The following is an 18,739-nucleotide window of genomic DNA, read 5'->3' as shown; positions in this document are numbered from 1 at the left end:
TCAAGTTAATGTAACATTATATTTCATCACATTTAGAGTATTTACATCATTATTTAACCTATCTACAATTCGCCTCGCTTTGAAATCACTCAATTATACAAACCTTATTTAACCAATTTAGGTAATTAACTAATTATCAATATAATGAAACTAAACGAAAAAATAGGAAACTTTATTAGGAATGCAAGGGTAAGCAAAGGATTATCTGAAAAGGAATTAGCATCTTTAATATCAGTCAGCCAACAACAAATATCAAGATATGAAAGAGGAATATCAACATTAAGTATTGAAAATATTTTAATAATTTTAAATGCGCTAAATATCCCTTTTGATGAATTTAGTAACAAGATAATAAAACCAGAACAAAATAGGCTTTTCTATTTACTTATTGATGAGTTAGAAACTGACGGTGTAATTCATGTAGGCAATCTCAAAAATATATAAATGTATTTTTCGGAGTGCATGCGTCATTTTTAATGCAGGTACCAAAAAAGTAATCAAATCTCTTTTAAATTTTATCTAATGGAAATTAATATAATGAAACTTAAGTTAATCGCTATCGCATTACCTATTTCTTTCGCTTTATCTGCAAATGTATTTGCAGATGGTGAGCCGGTCATTCCAGAGGAATTAGCCCCTGTAACGGTTGGTGGTGGTATTGTTACTTTTGCAGGTACCATTGTGAATACCCCTTGCGTTATTGATAATGATGACGCTTCACAAACTGTGAATTTAGGTCAATACCGCCAAGATGCCTTTACTGGAAAATCTTCGGTTTCATCACCTGTTGGTTTTGATATTAAGTTAACGGGCTGTGCAACTGAAACATTCAAAAATGTCGCTCTGACCTTTACTGGTATTACTGTCCCCGACGAAGAAAAAATCCTTGCACCTGTCGCGTCTCAAAGTGGACAAACAACTGCAACTGGCGTGGGTATCCAAATTTTACAGAACAGTAAATTAGTCAATGTTGATGGTTTAAAAGCAACGGATGTTATTAAGCTGAATGAAGGTGATAGTACATTACGCTTCCAAGCGCAATACATCGCATTAGCGGATAAAGTCACTGCGGGTTCAGCTAATGCATCTGCCGACTTCACTATCACTTATCAGTAATACTTCCGTCTTAGCACCCGTATCATAGCGGGTGCGCATCATTTATTTCCGGAGTTTTTATGTTTTCATTACCTAAAACAAGTCATTTTTATAAATGGCTGGTTTCGCTATTCTATTTTGGTATCTCTTCTTTTTGTTTTGCTGGTGGAATTACACTTGATAGTACCCGAATTATTTATCCTCAAGAAAGTAAACAAATTACCACTAGCATTCGTAATACCTCAGATAAATCAGCATTTTTAATTCAAACATGGATTGAAGATGCAAACGGAAATAAAATAAATGACTTCATTTCCACTCCGCCATTATTTACTAGTGCACCAAGGAATGAAAACCACATACGCCTAGTTTATGCAGGTGAAAAATTACCTACAGATAAAGAATCCTTATTCTATTTTAATGTAAAAGCAATTCCTTCTATTGATCGAAATGAGCTGGCCGATAAAAATGCATTAATTCTCGCAGCTGTAACCCGAGTTAAACTTTTCGCCAGACCTAAAGGATTAAAAATCACATCTAAAGAAGCGGTTGACTTAATTCGATTTAGTAAGATTGATAATAAAAAAATTAAAATATCTAATCCATCACCTTACTATATGACGTTAACTGACCTTCGCTCAGGAAATCATGAATTACCATCAACCATGATTGCACCATTTAGTCATATTGATGTTAATGCACCAGCAGGATTTGATGCCAGTAAACTGACATTTAGCTCAATCAATGATTTTGGTGGAATCACATCACCAAAACCAGCCATTTTCAATTAAGAGCCAATTTATTTTATTTCAAATGGAAATAAGGTTTTCTATGTTCGTTTCACTCAAAAAAAACAAAAAAATCATGAATAACCATTTGAGACCCTCATGCTTATTTATCTGCCTTTTTATAATGCAAAATACTTATGCTCAAGATGGAGCTAATTACTATTTTCCGCCCTCGTTGATATCTATCGATTCAGAGCATATCGCTGATTTAAGCACTTTTGAAAGCCAAGGCTCACAATTACCAGGAACCTATGATGTTGATGTTTCATTGAATGGCAATCTCAAGTACAGAAGAAATATTACCTTTGTCAAAGCCCAAGATTGCCAAAAACCAGATAGCCAGTTGCCCAAGTTCACAGCAGACCAAACAGGATTAGTTCCCGTGTTAACTAAGCATGATTTGGCTGAGCTTGGGGTCAATATCGATAGCGTTTCATTGCTACAGTCTAACAACCCTCAATGTATTCCTCTGGCACAATTGATCCCTAATGCGAGTACGGAATTTGACTTCCCGAAAATGAAGTTAGAAATCAGTATTCCACAGATTGCGTTAAATAATTTAGCCAAAGATGAAATCCCGACTAACCAATGGGATGACGGTATTAATGCATTATTTACCAGCTATACATTAGGTATCACTGATAACCAATATCAGCACGATTTCAGTAAAAATATCTACTTGAATCTAAGAAATGGCGTCAATTTAGGGAGCTGGAGATACCGTGATAACCGCACATGGACCAGCTATAAAAGCAAACACAATCAAGAAAATCACTGGCAATACCTCAACAGCTATGTCGAACGCGGGATCATTCCTTGGCGAAGCCGTTTAGTCATAGGGGATAGTTCTACCAATAACACCGTCTTCGATTCACTGACTTTTCGTGGGGCGCAATTAAGAACTGATGAAACGATGTATCCTTCAAGTCAACAAGGGTTTTCACCGATTATCCGCGGAGTGGCAAACAGTAATGCGACCATTGAAATTCGCCAAAACGATTATTTAATCTACCAAGCAAACATTGCACCTGGAGAATTTGCTATTACTGACTTAAACGCAATGAGCTCAAGTGGTGACTTGCAAGTCAGTATTATTGAAGCGAGTGGTGATATTCAATCATTTATCGTGCCTTATGCTTCTGTTCCTGTGTTATTACGAGACGGTAGAATAAGTTATAGCCTGACCGCAGGTGAATTTCGCTCCGACAACGACCAGTATGATACAACCCAATTTGGAGAAACCACGATCATCTGGGGTGCTTCTTCATTAACTACGCTCTATGGCGGAGTTCAATATGCCAAAAATTATCTGTCTGGTGCATTCGGTACAGGTTTTAACTTTGGTGCATGGGGCGCATTTTCAGCAGATATCACACATGCAAATAGCCAATTAACGGATGGAAGCCGCTATCAAGGGCAATCATTGCGATTTCTATATGCACGAGCATTCCCTAAAACCGGTACTAATCTTCAACTCACGGGATATCGATATTCAACCCGAGGCTACTATACCCTACAAGAAACATCGCTAAATCGGATGTCCGGTTGGCTATCACAGAATGAAACCCTTGGCACTGACGGGGAGCTGAAAACCAACAATACCGACTATTTTAATCTTTACGATAATAAGCGTGAGAAAATACAGACCAATATCTCACAAAAGATAACTGGCGTTGGTTCCATTTATTTAACTGGGGTCAGGCAAAGTTTTTGGGAACGAAATGGCAGTTCAGTTTCCATACAATCAGGGTTGAGTAGCCAAATTGGCGATATTAATTACACGCTTTCATATGGGTTAAATAAAAATATTGATCAATACGACGTTAAAACGACTGATAGGAATATTTTCTTAACAGTGTCCCTCCCATTGCAAAAATGGTTACCTCAAGGAGCACCTCCAATGTATGCCTCTTATAGCGCTAACCACGATAACCAAGGAGAGTTAATCCAGCAGACCAGTTTAAGTGGGAGCTTGCTAGCTCAACAAAATCTTAATTGGAACGTCGCTCAAGGTTATTCCTCAAGTAATGGGAATGATGGAAATCTTAATTTGGCCTACCAAGGTGGTTATGGAAATACACAAGTCGGTTATAGCTACGGTAAGGACTACCGCAAAATATCAACGGGTATTTCTGGAGGGGTGACCTTACATTCTGATGGTGTCATCTTTAGCCAACCTCTTGGCGAAACCAATATTCTAATTTCCGCACCGGGTGCAAGCGATATTCCCGTAGAACATACTAGCGGTGTTAAAACCGACTGGTTCGGTTACACCGTCAAACCATACGCTACCCCCTATCGTTTAAACCGCATTGCATTAGATAGCAGTGAGTTAGATGAACAAACGGAAATTGAAAACAGCGTTCTTACGACTGTGCCCACTCGTGGTGCTATCGTCAAAGCAAACTTTGTGACTCGTCAAGGTGCTCGTGCACTGGTTCACATTGTCAAAAATGGCAAAAATCTGCCTTTCGGTACCTTAGTTTCAATTGGGCACCAAACCGCAATTGTGAATGATGATGGTCAGGTTTATTTATCTGGGCTCGAATCCTCTGGCAAGTTAAACGCTAAATGGGGGCATGATAATGAGAATCAGTGCCAAGCGACCTACTCTCTACCTGAGAATGCAGATCTGCAATCATTCATTCGATTCGATGTTAATTGCCAATAACCATTGGTAAATAACAAAACTATTTTAAATATTCGTTCAAATAAAAGGCTTAATATGAATTTAATTACCAATAAACTCTTTAATTTAATTTTGGCAGTCACCTTTGTTGGTGGCGCAAATATCAATTTAGCCATCGCTGAAAGTGCAAGTGCGTTAGTTAAAATAAAAGCGACTGTTTTGGCAGGCTGCTCACTTGATGCACCCGATACCGTTTCTTTAAATGATATTCCGAGTTCTGCATTTAACGGAAAATTAACTGGGGAAGACCTAACGGCTTACTCTAAAACCTTTAATTTGACCGCTACATGTTCTGGAACCGATAAATATAAATACACCTTTCAAGTCAAAGAGGCTGATGCATCCTGTATTAAAACTGATGCTGACTTTATGCGCTACTGCTTAAAATTCAATGATGATTATCTTGATTTATCGTCTACAACTGCAACCTTGGAAAGGGATAACACCAAAGATGGGAATGTGACAACAATCACCGTCGTTCCGCAGGTGGCTTCCACCTCAAGTAATCCTGTTGGTGATGTTAATGGACAGATTACGGTCACTATCGAGCCGATGTAAATTGCGGATTAACCAGTAAGGTCAAAAACATTGCGCCAGTTATTTATTTTTATTATTTCGTTATTCCCATTGTCTTTTTATGCGGAGACGACATTTATTCTAAAAGAAACTAAAGATGAATATATTGAAGATATTCAAGTTCAAGGGAGAAATAACTCACTCTCGTTTATGGTAGATTACAGTAATCCTAATGGAACATCAGGCCCATTACGAACAGCATGCTGGTCAAGCATTGAGGAAATGAAAAATGATTTCTATAGTGAAGGGTTAGGAATCTATGCAGAAACTTTTAATGATGGAAAAATTAAACTTAATGGAAGTGCTAGCGTAAAAAATTTCTTTGGCGGTAATAATTCAATTAGTGGAATTGCATATATAAACAGCCTGTCAGGATTTGACAATGAAACATGGCTTTTTTATTGTTCTATAGTGACAAACTCCGCTAGCCAAGTACTATTTAGACCTACAAATGTCACCTATACCATTATTAAATTACATGCATCGAGCATAGCATTTCCCTATATCAGCGCACCTGCAATTGTTGATTTAAAATCCTGCTCACCCAATGACAATCTGGAAGCCGTTATTCCATTGACTGTAGGCTTTGTGGGATATATGGGGCAAAGTAAAAGAATGGAGTTAACGGTAAAATCTAATGATCTACCTGATAGTTTTAGTATTTACCTCGATAACCAAAATATTCTTAATACCACTCCCAAAACTATTCAAATGCCAATGGGACAAAAAGAGAAGAAAATTGAAACTCGTTTGCAAGGACTATGCCCAAATAAAGCAGGAGAATATGTTTGGAATGCCGAGTACATTACCACCATTCAATAGCACTGATTGAATCTCCTTATCACCTTTAATTATCCATTGCTAATAGTTAACAAAAATCCGCCTAATTGGCGGATTAATTGACCAAGTTAATAACGAAAAAGATAACATTATAAAAAATTAAATTTTTGAAGTTTATTTATGGATATATAATAACAAACCATAATTGGGGCTAGTTTTGTTTTTCAAAATATTTTTCAATATCTTTATGTGTATCGTTTAACTTGATATCTATAGGATATTCTCTTTTATCATTTTTTATGATAAATTTCATTTCATTAAAAAAATCACTAAAATCAAAATCCAATATAGCTAAAGAAATCAAAAGGGTATCAATGGATATTCGACATTTCCCACATTCATATCGAGAATAATGTTGCTGTGAAACTCCAAGTTGCTTCGCAATTTTAGCACCTGAAAAACCTTTCATTTTTCTAATTCTTCTTAACTCCCTTCCAGCTATGGAAGAATAAAAATTATCGCCAAAATGGCCATTTTCATCTGAATTCTTCATTTTACAGAACCTATATATAAAACTCTTAATAAATAAATTTAGTTGCTAACATAATTAACAAGATAATTAGTTATGTGTTACTTTTATCACTTCATCATTTTTAGTTTTAAATCCATAACGACTCAAAGGTGAAACAACTAATTCTTGAACACGTCCCTTAACATCAATCACCTTACTTTCATTTGGTCTTAAATAAAACTGTTCAATTGAATAAGCCTCATTATTAGGTAAAGCGGTTACCGATGGAGATAGTCGAATAACTTGATCACCGGTATTTTTTAATATGAGTTGGTTATTGTTTTGATTAACCGTCATATTTTTCCATGACGTTTGGCTTAGTAACATATTTGCAGGTGTAATTAACATAGCAATATCTTGCCTAATCGGCATTTTGGCAGAATTCTGTTTAGCAACTCCCACACCTTGAAAAGAGACTCTAAGAATTTCTTCTTGTTTTAATTCTAAACCTTTTTTTAAGACAAAATTAATTTGCTGGCTTTCATTGGGTTCAATACGAATAATGGGTGGTGACACCATAATATCTTTAGCCATTGGTTTTGAACCATCAAGATCTGAGACTTTAGTTGATAATAAGATTGGCTCTTGCGATGTATTTTTAACACTAAATACTTTTCGCTCCTCACCTGCATCTAAAATAATAGTCATAGTTTCAAGTTGAAAACTCGCTTTTACAGAAAAGCTCATTAATAAAAATAAAAACAAAAAATGTGTATATCCTAATTTTTTCATTACAACCTCAAAATTGCATTTAATATAATAAAATTAATGACAGAGAGCATCTGCCTCTTCATAAAGTGACTCAGCGGAGAATTCTTTCGGTACTGTATATTTAATGATGCAATCATTAGAATTAGGTGACCGTAAGATAATATCATTTCCGATTTGTTCATTACTTAACAGTAAATTACCTTCTCCCATAATAACGCCCATATAATCACCTTTCTCATTTAACACGCTGGCACCAAAAGGAACGGCATCACCATTCTCCATTTTAATACTCAATAATAACTGTCTCATTTTGGTTGAATTAATACGTTTAGTAATCACTGACCCCCTTGCGGCGGCAACATCAAATGAAGTGGTATCTAAACGCACATTCAGTGGTAATTTTTCAGTATTCAGCTGCACTGTCGATTTTTGGTTCATCGGTAAAGATGAAATTGCCGCTGTCCCAAAATGGTTCGTTATGGTTGTTCCACTTCCTAATGTATTGACTCTAACCCCCGGCTCACCCGGAATATAAACAATACCAAAAGTGTCACCTAACGGTACTGATGATGTCGCCAATAAGCCATCGGAATAAGCTAAGCCTCCTGAAGCTGCGACCATCACTGAACGTGTATTATTCTGTGACATCGAACCACTGACAGAAATATTGCTATAAGCATTCGTGTTGTTGATACTTCCATTTAACACACTCGTATCATCGTTACGACCAGCGCCCACTGAATATCTTAAATTATCACTCACTTGCTGATTAAAATTCGCCATTACCATGGTTTTATCTTGGCCATGCTGGCTTTGCATGCTGATATTCTTTTTCTTACCTAATGGCATCGATGCATTAATAAAAAAACGGCTATCTTGGTCATCACCCGTTTGATAGTTCACCGTTAAAGAAATATCTGCTATTTTTCTGCCATAACTCGCAGAGTAAAAAATGGTATCTGATTTATTTCCATAAAAATGGGTGTGGTTAATATTCCCACTAAAACGCCCCCATTTAATATCTCCCCAACTGGCGAACAGTGATGAGGATGTTTGTATTTCACCGCTATACCACCCATTCAATTTTTCTTGCGTATCTTGGGTAAAATCATTTTTTAATAGCGAACTGTCCAATGTAGGAAACTGGTTAGTACGGTACAAAACAGAAGCCCCAACCGAGATTTTGTCAAAATTAATATTGGTATTAAAATCAATTTGCTCTCCACGTTTCTCACTGTTTCGAGCGCTTTGTATACCGACCCCAGTAGAAACAGGCGTTAACACATTAAAATATGAACTCATACGCCCACTGACAGCTTGGAATTTATCTGAATAAAGAGCACCTGCTGCGTAGTTTGAGTCACCATATTGATGACTGAGCTCTGCACTGGTCATCATCGGTTTTTCAGTTTGTTGATTATCTCGGCTACGGTACCGCCCAGAAACCAACGAATAAGATGTTGATGATGAAGCTTGGCTCAATTGGTTTGCAGTCACTACCTGAAATTTCTGCTGCTCACCATTATCCTGTATCACCGTGACATCTAAGGGGCTTCCGATAACAACGTTATTAATTCTATTTAGTTCAAAAGCACCGGCTGATACCATCGTTCGGTATAACAATCGACCATTTTGCTGTATTTCAACGGTTGATGGAGAACTCGCAAATCCCGTTACTGGCACCACTAAAGCATTGGCTGATTGCAAAGAGCTATCCGAATAGATTTGAATACCATCAATCGGAGTTCCCCCAAAAAATACACCTTGAGTATTTAGCTGACCTATATCTAGTTTCGATTGAAGAGGTTCAATACTCTTTGACAAAACAGTTTCATTAAATTGGTATTGTGATTTTGATTCACCAGCAGACATACTGCTATTATTTCTTAATATCCAATTTTTCCAATTGATCCCTGTTTCAAACTCACCTTGGGTAAATTGCTGTCCATAATTGCCACTAATATACATCCCATATAATTGATAGTTACTTAAGAGGCCGAATCCACCATAGGTTAATTCATTTCCTTGTAATTTAGGATCTAAGTGAGTTTCAGATACCACTATATCCATCTTATATGAATTCGGATGTAGCGTTATTTTCCCTTCTGGATAAACCCGCTGAAATGTATTGCATCCTTCACTTAAATTCACTTTTTTGAGTTTGAATTTATTCATTAATTCACTAGTAAGACAAAGTTCTCCGGTGTCATTAATTTCAACATTTTCAGTATATTCATTGCTGCCATTTAATTTTATTGTGACATCGTGACGCCCAGGTAGAAACTGATTACCCTTCATAAAAAATTCAGCGACCTCAGCCCCATATCCAAGTGACTTCAATGAATCTATATCAAAGTTAATCGAAGCAGGTGAAGTATTCTCTTTACTTTTTATTCCTTCTGACGCAACAGAACTATTAGCATGTATCACAGCAAAAAATAGAAATGACTGACAATAATAAAATTTATTTTTCTTATTCATTATTGTTTTTATTTCCAAGGTAAATAACAAAAAAAATAAAACTATATTCCAAATGAAAATATAATATCTGCGCTTCCATCTAATTCAGTAGCTTCAATAATAGGGCCATTTGTTTCTTTCAGACTGTTTAGTATTGGTTTAACAGCAATGTTTACTGAAAAAAATCGCCCACTCGATAAGGTTTGTCCATTTGTTAGCCATCCATATCGCTTATTTTTTAGCACCGAAATACGTTGCACATTTTTAGATAATGAGGAACTCTCTATCAATCCAAGTTCAGCAGATTGACCGTCTACCTTAGTTTGATCGAGAATTAATTGATAATTACCTAATAACCCTTGATTGTTAACACGCCCTAATCCAAAGTAACTTTCATTTCCTATTAATGAAGTATCACTTCGATTATCAGAAAATTGTACAAGTAACTGCGTTGGTACATTGCATGAGACTTGCCATGTTTTTACTATTTCAGGAATATCTATTTTTTTAATAAAATCAAATTGACGAGCATGTAACTGATTAAATTGATATTGCCCACCATCTGGAGTAATTATCTCACATGTAGGAGGTGATTCGATAACATCAACGAGACTTCTATCTTGAAATGTACGCGAATACACCGACCCACTAAAAACTAAACCATAAAAAATAAAGTAAATTATTTTTTTAGTTATTGCTACAGTAGATAAACGCATACATCCCTCAATCAATAACTATATTTAAAAATCAAATACCAAAGTTAAAAGCTAGCACAACCTCTGCCTGATAATTAACTTTAGAAGATAAATCAATACCATCCGTATTAAATTGATTAATAGAACTTAGATAGCCACTAGCTGCAGTAAAATTAGCTGAAAATATTTTTCCTGCAGTTAACCTGTTGGCAAATACTGTTGAACTTTTAGTTGCCCAGCCATTTAAGATATCTTTTCTAATAACTGTATTGTCCGTCGTTAATCCATCCCTAGCAATAAATGCTGACTTTGAATCAATAGTGACATCCGATGTAGTGAACAGAACGACACCTACTGATTTATCCGGATTATCTGATGAAACCATATTAAAATAGTCAGGGCTTGTAAATGTTGCCCACGGTGTATTCATATATGTATCGATTGCTTTATATGTTAAATAGGTTTCCGCATCACATGAAACCGTGACATTTTTACTGACATTTGTTTTCAACACAAAATATGAAGTTTGGTTCAAATCTTTTGGTGATATATCTGCAATCTCAAAGATAATATCAGACTGTTTATTACCGTTAACTAAACAGGTTGGTTGCTTAATATCGCCAATAATTTTTATATTTGCAGAGGTATTTGCCATTATCCATGGCGATACAAATATCGATGATAATATTAGTAATTTTATTTTTTGAATCATTATAATCATCCATAATGAATAGATATAAAATTATACCTATTCATTTCACATTTATTTTAAAGAGAGAATGCGAATGCTAACGTTGCATAACCATCTAAATGAGCATCACCTGAACTAGTTTTTAGTGCAGCACTGAGAGTTGGCCTAACATCCAAATCTGCAGTAAATACTTGTCCAGCTTTTAAAGTGCTCGCCGCTGTTGCCCAAGCTAATTTTTTAGTCTTATCTGCAAACATAGTACTCCCATAAGTTGCTCCATTGGAAATACCAACACTTTGAGCTGTACTTGTTGAGTCTTGTTTTACTGTCGCATTTTTCATGTTAATAGTATAAAAACCGACTTTTTTATCTGTATCAAATAAACCTAATCCGAAGTTATAAACACTCTCGGTTAATACAGAACTGGCACGATTATCTGTTGAGGAAAACGTTAAATACGTTGCAGCATCACAGATAACTTCAATGCTATTTGTTTTTGGCTCAAGTGCTAAGTTACCTGATACAGGGAACATTCCCGGAGAGACATCGAAAATATATTCAATATCAACAGAGTTTTGGCCCTTAATAGTACAAGTTGGAGGCGTGATTGTTCCCGTGACTTTCAAATTAGCTACTGGTGCAGCAGCTAATGCCGCACCAGATAAAGAAACTAAAGATAGTGCAATTACTGTTTTCTTGAACATGGATTAAACCCTATATAATAAAAATAATATTCAAACAAACAAAACCCTCCTATTAAAATATTTAATAAGAAAATGAGTTAATTACTCAATAATAAATTGTTTGTTTTTAATATCGATTAAATGCCAATAAATTTCATCGGACCAATTAATTCGATGAGGCTATTATAAGCATGTATTTTTATAATTTAAATCAACCCAATTTTTGTGGTTATTTAAAATAATAACTTATGACAAATTGTTTCATTTTATTTCACTATAGAAAACAATAAAATAAGTACAACTTTGATTTTACAGCCACGCAATTAATATATATTAAACCAAACTATTCGCAAAACGAGCGAAAAATTAGATTTTTATATCGAAAATACTCTTAATTTGCGTATGACGGTGGTTATTTACAATTTCACTCCACTATGGAGTTTAATCGATGATTATTATATTTACATAAAAAAAGACTTAAATAAAATTTTCTGTAGATATTATAAAGTTAAATAAAAGAAACACTATCCAAAACCAACACACATAGACAGTATCTATACAAAATCCACACAATTTAGTTAGATAATGCCTAAATTAACACCAAATGTTTACACTCATACAGTGTGAATCATTATCAACATGCTCTTATTTTATTACAAACAGCATTATCTTATGCAACCCTTTGTGGTGAGCTATCGTAGATTACATCATTTTTTCGAGCCGAACTGCCCCATGGGGCAATCCCATAATAGAAGAATTATCCTACGAGTTAACATATGGCTTATTGATTTAAGATATCAGCAGATAATAATTCATCTTTAAAAATACGATATCAGTTGATGCTAACTGTACACTCTCTGATATCCTGTCGTAGCAACATTATCTTACTCTAGAGTTACAATAAATTTTCACTCACTTAATTTATTGTAATACAAGGAAATTATCCAAACATGGGGTTAAATTAATCTAATTTTTTCTCATCAGAAAAGGCATTCCCCCAGTCATCGAGCAATATGTATGTTATGCGAGTAATTTTTTTATTTTCTACGGTTATTTTTTGCTTAGAAAAAGGTGGCAGCATTGGAAGAAGAATAGTTGAATTGTCATCAATACTGGCAGACTGAACTGTGATATAAAAAGGCGTTGGGTTCTCGATAAAAAGCTGGTTATCTATCTTTTTAAACAAAATTGCATTACTTCTCTCTGAAATGCTCATGTTTAAATTATCAGGTCGATAAAATACTTTTATTTGTAGCCTAATAGTTACATTAATAAGATTATCCTCCTGATATTGACCATTCTGCTTTGGGGTTATTTCTAAAAGGTTAAGCCAATATAGCGATTCCCTATCTTGTACTGTATTGGTAAATTTATTAATAATCCGAATCTGTTGTGCTTCATTTGACTTTAACTTCAATATTGGAGGTAATGATAATGCGGAGACATCTGTGATTGTTTCAGGTGTATTTGCAGGATCACCATTATCGACCCATGATTGAACAATAACAGGGTATTTTTCTGTATTTTTTATCATCAGTGATGCTTCTTTATCTGATTGATATAAAATAACTCTTGACCCATCTAACAATAAATTCGATATGGCAATAAAGGGATAACATAATAAAAAAATAAATATGCTGACTTTTCTCATTATTGCACCTGAATAATGACTTGTAGTGTTGCATTGAACTTACCTGCTGTGATTTGCTCATGAGGAAGCGCTTCTAATGATGCATATAAAGTCGTAGTAAATTCCCAAACTCCATTCGCATTAGAAATAACAGATGCATCATCAAGAACAGGATACCACCCATAAAGTGCGCCCTGCCCTGTATTCACTAAGGTAGATAATAAGTTAAGAGACATTCCTCTTGAATTATATAATCGAATACCAACACCTTTCGCTACATTTTTATCGGTACCATAGCCATCAGAAACCAAATGGGTCACCGCAGCACCACCACTAACAGTCAGCCCTAAGTTGACCGCGGTATTTACATTTGCCGGCCTTGGTAAAAAACCCATTGCTGTTTGACTATCTGCTGTACCACTGACCATATTCCCGACGTTATTGCTTGCCGGTGGCGCAATTTGACAATAGAAATCAATGTTAATCGGTAAGGTCACTTTTTTACCACTTTCTAATTCAGAGATTGAAAATAATGGAAAAAAAACATAAGGAGTCACATTGCGTACAAAACAACTTGCAGAATTTCGAATATAAATACGACGAGCCATATTTACTGACGCAGGCCAATATGCATAAAAGCCACTATAGTTAGATGCATGATCAGCACCGACATAAAGCCCTGATGACAAATTAGAGCTTTGAAAAGCAATATAGCCAGCAGGTTGGTTAATAAAAGTAATTAACCCATTAGAGGCAGGTGGTGCATCGGATGTTTTCACATAGTCAATTTTGAATAGCTCAACTTCCATATTAGAAAAATCTTTGGCCTTTACTAATATCCATCCTTTACTGTCTCTTTCTAAATTATTCAAAGGACGAGCCTTCCAATATCGACTGTAATATTCTCCCGTTATCGTATTTTTAATACGGATCCCTAACCCGTTACCAAGGCTAATATACGTTTCATTTAATCCCAATGCTGGATTGACTAAAATTTTACCACCATAGTTATAGTCTCCGTTGGTTGAGTAAAACTCTTTTAATTTTCCTTCTTCATCCTCAGTACAGCGAAAGAGTATTTGGTCTGGTTCATAGGTTTCATATCCAGCTTCTAACATCGATACAAAACCACTTGCAACTAATGTTCCTGGGGGCTGAAATTGGTCATTATTCACATTAATAATTTTCGGTGTTGTCCCCATAGAACCTGAATCGTCTCTCGCTCCAGCCCAACTTTTTGCTGTTCCTTTGCCTGGCTCAGTATAATCAACACTATTTGGATTGGTATTTATTGTCGTTATTTTATAGCAGGTAGCAAATGCTAAATTAGGTAATAAAACAAGTGAAATCAAAAAACCCCGTAACGATACGTAATAGTTATCTAATTTCATAAACATTGCCCCAATAACAAAATAAGTTTTTCAAACTCTTTATCTTTCGGTATTACATACTCAATTCGACAACCTGCTTTTTGATTACCGACCGTTAATATCCCTTCTAGATGCTCGGTTCTTGCATAAATCTGATTCCCCTGACCGACAATACCTACAACATGTCCGTCGCCATTCATCACATTTTCACCTAAAGGTAATGGTGTCTCTGGTGATACTGAAATAAGAATGGGATAACCGATTTGAGTTTTGAAACGGACTTTTACACTAGCCCCTGAATAAGGCGCAATTTGTTTTGTATTTTCAAGCAATTCAATATTATTATTACTAATATTTTTCCCATCTAAACTAACATTATTATATTGAAAAGGAACTAGAGACGGCACAATCGCATAACCAAAAGGATCTATTTTTGCCCCCATTCCATTATTAACACGAGCACCACTCGCCCCCTTAGCTTCAACTAATGCAAATGAATCACTGATTCGAGGTCCTAATGTTAAGCCACCGCTGTGAGCAACTAATGCACCTTGGATTCCAACACTGCTTTGAGTGTAATTTTTACCATTAGAAATGCTGCCTGAAATGGTAGAATAAGGAAGTTGTTTTATTAAATGTAGACCGCTGCCAACCGCATTATTTTGCGTATCGTAGTCAATATTCGCACTGTATGATAATGTTTTTTCTTCGCCAATTAACCCTGAAAGGTTGGCTTGGTAACTCGAATCCTCACTAGAATGACTTGAAGATAATGCTAACATTGGTGAATAATCCGATACACCTAATGGAACAGAAACTGATAGCATCAATAAATCTTCAGAAGTGGAATCAGAATGAACTGACGAGAATGTATTATTTGATACAATTTGCCCTGTTTTCTGACGACTGTAAGCAATATTATATGCTAGATTTTTATACGTATTTGAATACCCTATTTGATATTGAGCATCATGCCCTTTACTACCATAATAGTTATTAATAGAGCCTGAAATATACAGCTCTCCCCACGTATTTAGCGATTGGTTAACACTGAGTGTAAACTGGCTCTCCTGATTATAGGTATTGGAATTCCAAACCATACCGTTACGTGAGCTTTCTCTTAATCCCAAAACATCATTATATTCTCGAAAATTTTTCGTCGAATACTTATAGCCCGCTAATGTTATGACTGTATTGGTAGGACTAAATGTACGACTATAGTTAACACCTAACCTTCCACCCTGATAAATTTGTCCATCAATATCAGTGTTAGAAACGGCAGAATTAAAACCAAATGCGCCTAATCTTGTTGCTAAAACCGCACCTGCGGATAATGCCTGATATTGGTGACCGACACGAATTCCTGAATTTAAAGTAATTGTATTACTTAATCCATATTGAAAAAATAAATCAGAAAATAAGCTATGTTGAGAACCAAAATCATTAACTTCCCCAGCCGAAATATTGTATTTCATACTGCCAGAACGAACTGACTCTGGTAATGCCGTAAATGGCACCGTAAAAGAAGAAACCTTACCATTACTTTCATTAATCTCTACAAGTAGATCACCTTCGTAACTCGTAGGATATAAATCATTAATTTCAAATTGCCCTGGAGAGACTGTTGTTTGATAAATCTCAACACCATTTTGCTTAACAACAACTCGTGCAGTCGTTGTTGCAATCCCCCGAATCACAGGAGCATAACCTTTCTGTGAATCAGGTAGCATGCGTTCATCAGACATTAATTGAACGCCTTTAAACGCTAGACTAGAAAATTGAGATCCAACAGTATAAATATCACCCACAACTAACATTGATTTCAATGAAATAATAGGTTTTTGTAAGTAGCTTCTTATCCAGTTAAACTCACTATTATTTCCTGATACCGATGAATTATAAGAATACGATGCTTGTTGCCTAAATTGCCATGTACCTAGATTTAATCCTAGGTTAAAGCTAGCAAACCCATAATCTGATGTTTGTCCATTGGCTTTATTTTTATAGTAGTTTCCTAAATAATTAGAAAATAACATTGTTGAACCAGGGTCTAGGTCAAATTCATTAACATTACCCTGAGGCATTTTTTTCAATAAAATTTGAGGTACTACAACAGAAACCCTAAAATTCGCTGCATCAAAAGTCTCAGAAACATCATCATGTATCTGGTTTAGCTCAATACAGTCAGTAAATTTATCAAGAATTTTTTGATTAACTAAAAACCCCATATCCTCAATTTGCTGCTGAGTAAAACAAGGAACTGTTTTATTTTCAGAGTTTGTTTTTAAAATTACTTTAGTTCTATCTAAAAATTTATTATTTATATAAATATCAACATCATACTCACCAGGTGAAACATAATTACTATCGCTAATCTGGTTAAGATTGATACTATTGTTGCTGCCTAACAGTAGTGAAGGGTCAAACTCATATTTATCAGCCAAAGCAGGTGAAAAAAAATTTATAAAAAAAATAAATAGGCTTACCAAGAAAGCTAGTTTCATATGATAATTAGCTACCCTATTTTTATTTATTATAATTTTCATACCAACACCATATTAATGAATTTTATTTTCCACGCTATTTTTTCCGCCTAAATCATTAATATATTTATAACTAATTTTATCAGGGGAAAATGTAAGTTTATTTTTATCATTCATTGACAATATTTCAGTTGATAACGGCGGAATCATCATTGATTCAAATTCATATTTTTTACCCGCCTGATTTGATGCAGATATTGATGAAAATGACACAAAAAAAGGTGAGTCATTTTTTACTCTAATACGACCATCCTTCTCCTTATAAAAAGTAATATTTTCCTCAAGATTATTTAACTCAAATTGAATCGCTACAGGACGATAAAATAATTTCAATCTATGCCTAATAATGATAGTAAAACTATTACCATCTTGAATTTCTTGATTGAGACCTTTAGGCGGGATTTGAGCTACATTTAAATAAAATATTGACTCTCTATCTTGTGGTAGCCCCTCTCCTGAATAAATAAGTCGAACATCTCGCCCAGTTTTAGGTTCAATACGAAAAATGGGAGGTTGAGCAATAAAGGGAGCATCAGCACTATCAGGCGTTGAATTTACATTATTTTTATCAGCCCAAACCTGCATAATATAAGGAATACCATCATTGTTCATGAATTTTAAAATTTCAAAACGTAAATCTGATGAGTAAACAATCCTTGTTTTCACCATAGTGACACTTGAAAATGATACTGTGCTATAAAACAAAAATAGAGAAATAATTACCTTTCTTATTGTATTCATTATTTATCCTCTCTCTTACAGTTTTTAAATGTCTCCTCTTTATTAAAAAGGAGACAACCAGTATTATTGATAAGAGATAGAATACTGAACACTACCTTCGACTTTACCTGCACTCGCCACAGAATCTGCATAATAACGAACGGCATAATCATATGATGCTGACTTTGCATTTGCTTTTAATATCAATCCGTTATTACCTACACCAGTTAAATCTATTTTTGTTCCGACATTCGCTGGGTCAATAATTTCTAGACTAACATTATTATTTGTAGAGGTGTTACCAATACGCCCATCTGTTGTCAGATTATTAGCAATAAAGATAGTTTTAATATTTGTATCAGTTTGTTTAGCTCCAGTGCACCCACTAACACCAATTGTAAATGGAGTCTGACCTGCTGTTTTACCTGCGGTATCTAACGCACTAACAGGAACTGTTGGTAATAAAATAACAGGTAAAGCGGTATTCCCATTTATAGTTACTGTACACGTTTCATCAGCAACCTCACCTTGAAAACGAATAGTATTTTCAGACTCAGCATTAGCTGCAATAGAAAAAGTACCTGCAATCAATATAGCAAAAGAAATTTTACTCATAATGACTCTCTCTTTTATGATAGATAATTTAATAATTACCCAATAGAAATCCCTTAAAATAATTTATTTTTCAGAAAAACTATCTTTAGAAGAGCATTAATTTAAGACATTCACAAATGATT

At 35.0% G+C, this 18,739-nt stretch carries 17 protein-coding genes; 6 read left to right on the top strand and 11 right to left on the bottom strand.

The window, feature by feature from the left end:
* The first annotated feature begins 144 nt into the window (after window positions 1-144).
* The 6 genes from EL244_RS04160 (at window position 145) to EL244_RS04135 (ending at window position 5,970) form a co-directional block, all read left to right on the top strand.
* Window positions 145-444, top strand: a complete 300-nt coding sequence (locus tag EL244_RS04160) for a helix-turn-helix domain-containing protein (protein ID WP_126458991.1) — start codon at window positions 145-147, stop codon at window positions 442-444.
* 93 nt (window positions 445-537) lie between these two features.
* Window positions 538-1,116, top strand: coding sequence for a fimbrial protein (locus EL244_RS04155; RefSeq protein WP_154600430.1), 579 nt, complete (start codon window positions 538-540; stop codon window positions 1,114-1,116).
* 59 nt (window positions 1,117-1,175) lie between these two features.
* On the top strand, window positions 1,176-1,886 hold the full coding sequence (locus tag EL244_RS04150) for a fimbria/pilus periplasmic chaperone (RefSeq protein ID WP_126458985.1): 711 nt from the start codon (window positions 1,176-1,178) through the stop codon (window positions 1,884-1,886).
* 121 nt (window positions 1,887-2,007) lie between these two features.
* The gene (locus EL244_RS04145; RefSeq protein ID WP_230084800.1) at window positions 2,008-4,554 is read left to right on the top strand and encodes a fimbria/pilus outer membrane usher protein; all 2,547 of its coding nucleotides are present in this window, start codon (window positions 2,008-2,010) and stop codon (window positions 4,552-4,554) included.
* A 54-nt stretch (window positions 4,555-4,608) separates the two neighbouring features.
* Window positions 4,609-5,130 carry a hypothetical protein gene (locus EL244_RS04140; protein ID WP_126458982.1) on the top strand — a complete coding sequence of 174 codons (522 nt, stop codon included), beginning with the start codon at window positions 4,609-4,611 and terminating at the stop codon, window positions 5,128-5,130.
* Between the two features lie 30 nt (window positions 5,131-5,160).
* On the top strand, window positions 5,161-5,970 hold the full coding sequence (locus EL244_RS04135) for a hypothetical protein (protein ID WP_126458977.1): 810 nt from the start codon (window positions 5,161-5,163) through the stop codon (window positions 5,968-5,970).
* 169 nt (window positions 5,971-6,139) lie between these two features.
* Here the strand turns inward: EL244_RS04135 and EL244_RS04130 are convergent, their stop codons facing one another.
* The 11 genes from EL244_RS04130 to EL244_RS04080 form a co-directional block, all read right to left on the bottom strand.
* Entirely contained in the window at window positions 6,140-6,481 is a 342-nt protein-coding gene (locus tag EL244_RS04130) for a helix-turn-helix domain-containing protein (protein ID WP_126458974.1), read from the bottom strand.
* A gap of 66 nt (window positions 6,482-6,547) precedes the next feature.
* The gene (locus EL244_RS04125) at window positions 6,548-7,231 is read right to left on the bottom strand and encodes a fimbria/pilus chaperone family protein (RefSeq protein ID WP_126458971.1); all 684 of its coding nucleotides are present in this window, start codon (window positions 7,229-7,231) and stop codon (window positions 6,548-6,550) included.
* Window positions 7,232-7,264: 33 nt separating this feature from the next.
* A complete protein-coding gene (locus EL244_RS04120) occupies window positions 7,265-9,508 on the bottom strand; it encodes a fimbria/pilus outer membrane usher protein (RefSeq protein WP_232004564.1) in 2,244 nt (747 codons plus the stop codon).
* 224 nt (window positions 9,509-9,732) lie between these two features.
* A complete protein-coding gene (locus EL244_RS04115; RefSeq protein WP_126458965.1) occupies window positions 9,733-10,386 on the bottom strand; it encodes a hypothetical protein in 654 nt (217 codons plus the stop codon).
* Window positions 10,387-10,417: 31 nt separating this feature from the next.
* On the bottom strand, window positions 10,418-11,077 hold the full coding sequence (locus EL244_RS04110; protein WP_126458962.1) for a fimbrial protein: 660 nt from the start codon (window positions 11,075-11,077) through the stop codon (window positions 10,418-10,420).
* Between the two features lie 56 nt (window positions 11,078-11,133).
* A complete protein-coding gene (locus EL244_RS04105) occupies window positions 11,134-11,760 on the bottom strand; it encodes a fimbrial protein (RefSeq protein WP_126458960.1) in 627 nt (208 codons plus the stop codon).
* Between the two features lie 940 nt (window positions 11,761-12,700).
* Entirely contained in the window at window positions 12,701-13,390 is a 690-nt protein-coding gene (locus EL244_RS04100) for a fimbrial biogenesis chaperone (RefSeq protein ID WP_126458957.1), read from the bottom strand.
* Window positions 13,390-14,760, bottom strand: a complete 1,371-nt coding sequence (locus tag EL244_RS04095) for a fimbrial protein (protein ID WP_126458954.1) — start codon at window positions 14,758-14,760, stop codon at window positions 13,390-13,392. The genes EL244_RS04100 and EL244_RS04095 overlap by 1 nt, the downstream gene beginning before the upstream one ends.
* The gene (locus EL244_RS04090; RefSeq protein ID WP_126458951.1) at window positions 14,757-17,285 is read right to left on the bottom strand and encodes a fimbria/pilus outer membrane usher protein; all 2,529 of its coding nucleotides are present in this window, start codon (window positions 17,283-17,285) and stop codon (window positions 14,757-14,759) included. The genes EL244_RS04095 and EL244_RS04090 overlap by 4 nt, the downstream gene beginning before the upstream one ends.
* A 12-nt stretch (window positions 17,286-17,297) precedes the next feature.
* Entirely contained in the window at window positions 17,298-18,023 is a 726-nt protein-coding gene (locus EL244_RS04085; protein ID WP_126458949.1) for a fimbrial biogenesis chaperone, read from the bottom strand.
* A 63-nt stretch (window positions 18,024-18,086) separates the two neighbouring features.
* Window positions 18,087-18,617, bottom strand: coding sequence for a fimbrial protein (locus tag EL244_RS04080; RefSeq protein ID WP_126458946.1), 531 nt, complete (start codon window positions 18,615-18,617; stop codon window positions 18,087-18,089).
* Window positions 18,618-18,739 lie beyond the last annotated feature (122 nt).

It is taken from the genome of Providencia rustigianii (assembly GCF_900637755.1).
GTDB classification, from domain to species: Bacteria; Pseudomonadota; Gammaproteobacteria; order Enterobacterales; family Enterobacteriaceae; genus Providencia; species Providencia rustigianii.
Note: the sequence above shows the minus strand (reverse complement) of the source record. Positions and strands in the feature narration are given on the sequence as shown.

Coding starts and splice junctions, on each gene's coding strand:
- EL244_RS04160 (WP_126458991.1), top strand. CDS start 145: ATGAAACTAAACGAAAAAATAGGAAACTTTATTAGGAATGCAAGGGTA.
- EL244_RS04155 (WP_154600430.1), top strand. CDS start 538: ATGAAACTTAAGTTAATCGCTATCGCATTACCTATTTCTTTCGCTTTA.
- EL244_RS04150 (WP_126458985.1), top strand. CDS start 1,176: ATGTTTTCATTACCTAAAACAAGTCATTTTTATAAATGGCTGGTTTCG.
- EL244_RS04145 (WP_230084800.1), top strand. CDS start 2,008: ATGCAAAATACTTATGCTCAAGATGGAGCTAATTACTATTTTCCGCCC.
- EL244_RS04140 (WP_126458982.1), top strand. CDS start 4,609: ATGAATTTAATTACCAATAAACTCTTTAATTTAATTTTGGCAGTCACC.
- EL244_RS04130 (WP_126458974.1), bottom strand. CDS start 6,481: ATGAAGAATTCAGATGAAAATGGCCATTTTGGCGATAATTTTTATTCT.
- EL244_RS04125 (WP_126458971.1), bottom strand. CDS start 7,231: ATGAAAAAATTAGGATATACACATTTTTTGTTTTTATTTTTATTAATG.
- EL244_RS04120 (WP_232004564.1), bottom strand. CDS start 9,508: ATGAAGGGTAATCAGTTTCTACCTGGGCGTCACGATGTCACAATAAAA.
- EL244_RS04115 (WP_126458965.1), bottom strand. CDS start 10,386: ATGCGTTTATCTACTGTAGCAATAACTAAAAAAATAATTTACTTTATT.
- EL244_RS04110 (WP_126458962.1), bottom strand. CDS start 11,077: ATGATTCAAAAAATAAAATTACTAATATTATCATCGATATTTGTATCG.
- EL244_RS04105 (WP_126458960.1), bottom strand. CDS start 11,760: ATGTTCAAGAAAACAGTAATTGCACTATCTTTAGTTTCTTTATCTGGT.
- EL244_RS04100 (WP_126458957.1), bottom strand. CDS start 13,390: ATGAGAAAAGTCAGCATATTTATTTTTTTATTATGTTATCCCTTTATT.
- EL244_RS04095 (WP_126458954.1), bottom strand. CDS start 14,760: ATGAAATTAGATAACTATTACGTATCGTTACGGGGTTTTTTGATTTCA.
- EL244_RS04090 (WP_126458951.1), bottom strand. CDS start 17,285: ATGAAAATTATAATAAATAAAAATAGGGTAGCTAATTATCATATGAAA.
- EL244_RS04085 (WP_126458949.1), bottom strand. CDS start 18,023: ATGAATACAATAAGAAAGGTAATTATTTCTCTATTTTTGTTTTATAGC.
- EL244_RS04080 (WP_126458946.1), bottom strand. CDS start 18,617: ATGAGTAAAATTTCTTTTGCTATATTGATTGCAGGTACTTTTTCTATT.